The organism is Pseudomonas sp. EA_15y_Pfl1_P101, assembly GCF_963970835.1.
Classification (GTDB): Bacteria; Pseudomonadota; Gammaproteobacteria; order Pseudomonadales; family Pseudomonadaceae; genus Aquipseudomonas; species Aquipseudomonas tritici.
Window position 1 is genome coordinate 1 of the sequence record NZ_CAXAPA010000033.1, and the last position, 3497, is coordinate 3497.

Annotated in this window: 7 protein-coding genes; all 7 read right to left on the reverse strand. The window is 46.0% G+C overall.

From position 1 onward, the window contains the following. Positions 1-162: 162 nt before the first annotated feature. On the reverse strand, positions 163-438 hold the full coding sequence (locus AACY36_RS28030) for a hypothetical protein (RefSeq protein ID WP_339421364.1): 276 nt from the start codon (positions 436-438) through the stop codon (positions 163-165). Positions 439-453: 15 nt separating this feature from the next. Further along, positions 454-837 (reverse strand): hypothetical protein, encoded by a 384-nt coding sequence (locus AACY36_RS28035; RefSeq protein WP_339421365.1) that lies wholly within the window; start codon positions 835-837, stop codon positions 454-456. A 197-nt stretch (positions 838-1034) separates the two neighbouring features. Next, positions 1035-1493, reverse strand: a complete 459-nt coding sequence (locus AACY36_RS28040; protein WP_339421367.1) for a hypothetical protein — start codon at positions 1491-1493, stop codon at positions 1035-1037. 217 nt (positions 1494-1710) lie between these two features. Next, positions 1711-2145 carry a hypothetical protein gene (locus AACY36_RS28045; protein ID WP_339421368.1) on the reverse strand — a complete coding sequence of 145 codons (435 nt, stop codon included), beginning with the start codon at positions 2143-2145 and terminating at the stop codon, positions 1711-1713. Positions 2146-2282: 137 nt separating this feature from the next. After that, complete coding sequence (locus tag AACY36_RS28495) at positions 2283-2576, reverse strand: cytidine deaminase-like fold-containing protein (RefSeq protein ID WP_445261730.1); 294 nt, start codon at positions 2574-2576, stop codon at positions 2283-2285. Continuing rightward, a complete protein-coding gene (locus tag AACY36_RS28050) occupies positions 2576-2938 on the reverse strand; it encodes a hypothetical protein (protein ID WP_339421370.1) in 363 nt (120 codons plus the stop codon). The genes AACY36_RS28495 and AACY36_RS28050 overlap by 1 nt, the downstream gene beginning before the upstream one ends. Next, on the reverse strand, positions 2935-3497 hold a 563-nt coding region (locus tag AACY36_RS28055; protein ID WP_339497764.1), incomplete at its 5' end, for a hypothetical protein. The genes AACY36_RS28050 and AACY36_RS28055, both read right to left, overlap by 4 nt.

Here is a 3497-nt window from a genome sequence, read left to right on the forward strand (position 1 = left end):
TTTCAGTACTTAAGATTTGACCATATCCAAGGTCATCCCAGTTATCACGCAGTGCTCTCCAGTCTGCGGCATTTGTACGAACAACACCTGTCCGAGTAGTACCAGAAGTAACAGCAGGCGCAGTAGGTGTGACTTCGCCTGTCGCTTTTGCACCTTAGCCAGCTAACCCTCTAATGGTTCCCAAAGCACTCTTTTGACATAAGCCCTGGCTTCTTCTTCAGTTTCAAACTCCAGCACTTCGTACTCATCATTCACCAGCATATTTCGCCAGGATATATTTTTATCCTCAAAAGCCTTAGCCAACTCGCTTTTCATTTCTTCTTTCTTGCCACTTGATCTTAGGCCTTCAACATATATATTAATCGACACGTCTTCTGGCAAACTAAATTCAACAACGAAAATAGTTTTAAGCATGTGGCGAATGTTTTCATAACTCATAATCTACAACCTTATCTATGGTAACGGAGCCGGGAAGATGGTAATTGTCTCCCAAGCCTTTTTACTAGAGTTAAACTGATACAACCCCTCTACACTGCGCAGGTTATCAACTCTAATCGGCGCACCATGAGTTCCCACATTCGCAGCTTTGTTACCACCAGGCAACACTCTCTTAAACCCTCTACCAAGATCAGCCCCAATATCACCCACATCATCAACCGTAACTCTAATTACATCCTGTCCCGGCTGGCGAGTCATAGCTTTCTGTAAGGCCCCGCTATTCCTAACGGTTTGATCAGCAAAAACCAATAGCTCATCACTATGAAATGCCGAAGATAACGGTGGAACTGAAGGACCAACATCACCATTAGGTTTAATAGCAGATTTGGCTCGAAGCATTAAAGCACCATCCGATACTCCACCACCATGAACACTCAAAGAATGTGCATTCGGATGGCTGGTTACAAGGTCAAGTTGCTGCGGGCTAATTTTATCTGGAACAACTTTCGCCCCACTTGTTGTAGCTGTACCAACTGTTTCTTTTGTACCATCTAAAAATCACACAAACATCTAATCCATTGCTACGCTTAAAGCGATCAATTTGATATTAGCGTCGCTTTCCACAAGCGTCCATCTTCCGAAAATTCCATGCGTAGAGCGTACGTCTTAAACTCATACTTCAGCCACTGCTGTACATAGCCGATTAACATATCGACTCTACCTGGCGCCTCTTTGCTAGGCGAGCCTAGCTCTGCAACAACATCTTCAACACGCCATGCTTGAGCTATACGACCAAGCACATCTTCCTTATATGCCGAATAACCTTCGTGAGGCTGCACCAAAAAATGAATGTGATTTAATTTTCCCGAACGAAATCCAATCTCTATGCCAGATTTAATAAACTTATAGAATCTTGTCTTACCTTCCGGGTCATTATAGTTATCCGGGGTTTCCGAAACGGCTGGCAACTCTCCGACTCTTCGACATAAGTCGGTGACTATTCCCCCGCTTTCATCTTGACCAAGAGCCCGAACAAAATCCGACCAAGTGTTCATTATTTAATAACCCCCGTATTGCGATTTCTTTCCACTATTTTTTGAACAGTTTCATCTACTAACTTAGAATCATAACCTCTACTGTTCAGATTTGCCCGCAAAGCTTCTGTGTCACGACAAACTGCACCGCACAGATCCGCAGCATCTTGCTGAATCTGAGCAGGAGTATTTTTCCCGCCATACGTCGGACCTGCAATATGTACATCTCGTGGAACCTCTACAGCAGTAGAGTTTTGGTCTCCAACTCAGTAAGGGGGCGGCCCAACTCTGCTTCCTTTGCTGTGCGCAACGCAGCAAATGAAGGGATATGGTCGTGTTCTAGACCATCTCCAACAACCTCTCTTGCCTTAAGGTTTTTATAGGCGTCGACCTCAAGTTCTTGAACCGCCGTTTTCGAAGGCGCGGATTCTTTTGTACCGCCCCCCTGAACTCCCGCTCCTCCCTTACCCTTCCCAACAATCGAAGCAATAGACGTTTTATCACGCCCTATCGAAGCGCCAGAAGCTGTCAGCACTTCCTTCCCAATTAAAGCCGCTTTCTCCCAGGCCGGCAGCGAGTTGTACAACAACCCCATATCGTTCTGGTTTTCTTCGGTGACAAACTCCTTCAACCGTGATGCGTCTGCCTCAGAAAGGCCGAAGTACCAGCGCAAGCTACTGACACTATCTGCGGTCTGTATCCCCCCCTCATACTCAGACTGATAACCGACGCTGCAAAGCCCTACCTTACCCGCGAGAAATAGGGGTCAGACCACCAATATACATTGGTGCACTAATCGTGGTCTGCCCCCTATTTCCATACATCTTTACCTGCAACGCTCATAGCCATATCAGCACCTTGAGTCTTGCCAGCATTATATGCCTGCTGTATGACGCCAATTTCTGCATGAGCGTCAGCCATATTTCCATTCGGCAAAGATTTTCCTGTTGCTTCAGTTTTGGCCGTTACTCGATCAGCTATCAGAGTTGGCTCATCTGGATTTGCCTGAGCTACTGGACGAGCTGTTTGGTTTACATCAGTAAATGCCGCATCTCCAATTTTTCCCTCTGCGGTGACAACCGGAGAAATACCTTTTGGACCAATTAATCCCCGCCATAGTAACTGTAAAGATCCGCATCAGGCCAACGTTCGTCGTATGCGGTTAATGTGCTTCTTAGGGCCTCACTACGAGGGTCCTCAGAAGGATTCATGTTTGAAATTACAAATTCTTTAATTTCGGGCCACTGAAGCTCACGCATACAAAATGCCACAACTTCAAATGGCGAGTTACCAGACATTAAAATCAATTTAAATCTATTTATAAAACCCTCTCTACAGCCAGGATGTTTTTTTACAAACTCCAAAATATTTAACAAGGACATCTCGTAGGTAATGTCTAGCTCTTCACCAAAAGCGGCCATAGCCATATCGCAAAGTTCGTCAAACTCTTTAATGACGTCATTCATCTCGGCACCCAGGCACCTTTTCTGGAATTGCCAGAATCTGGCACCCAGACTTTTTCTATATATTTCCCTCCCACATCAAACCCTTTTTTAGAAAAAGCTTCTTCTGCTGCGGCTTGAGCAGCCCGACCAGAGGGTTCATAGTGCCCTGATGTATTATCAATATACTTAACTTTGCCGCTCACAATTTTCACCTCTCCCGCAGCAACAACGGGTTTGCCATTCGCTAGATCAATGTGACCACCACCTACCTCATTAAACTTCCGCCCGATCACTAACTGACCATCCTGAAGAACGACATAGTTATATCTTCCTGTGCCTTGGGTCAATTTTGTATCTGAGATTAGCTTTGGAACACCGGTTGGATGATCTGGGAATTGATTGGAAAAACTAGGCGGCGCTTGCTTGTCTACAGAACCGGCTGTTGCTTTTGCCCCGGCCTCCTTTACCGGATGGGTGTACGGCATGCCAGCCTCAGCATCCGGCGAGGCAGTCGAGGAGTATGGTGCCTTTCCTGCACCTGTCTTTTTTGCACCGTTTGCCCCAAGGACGAAAACCTCGC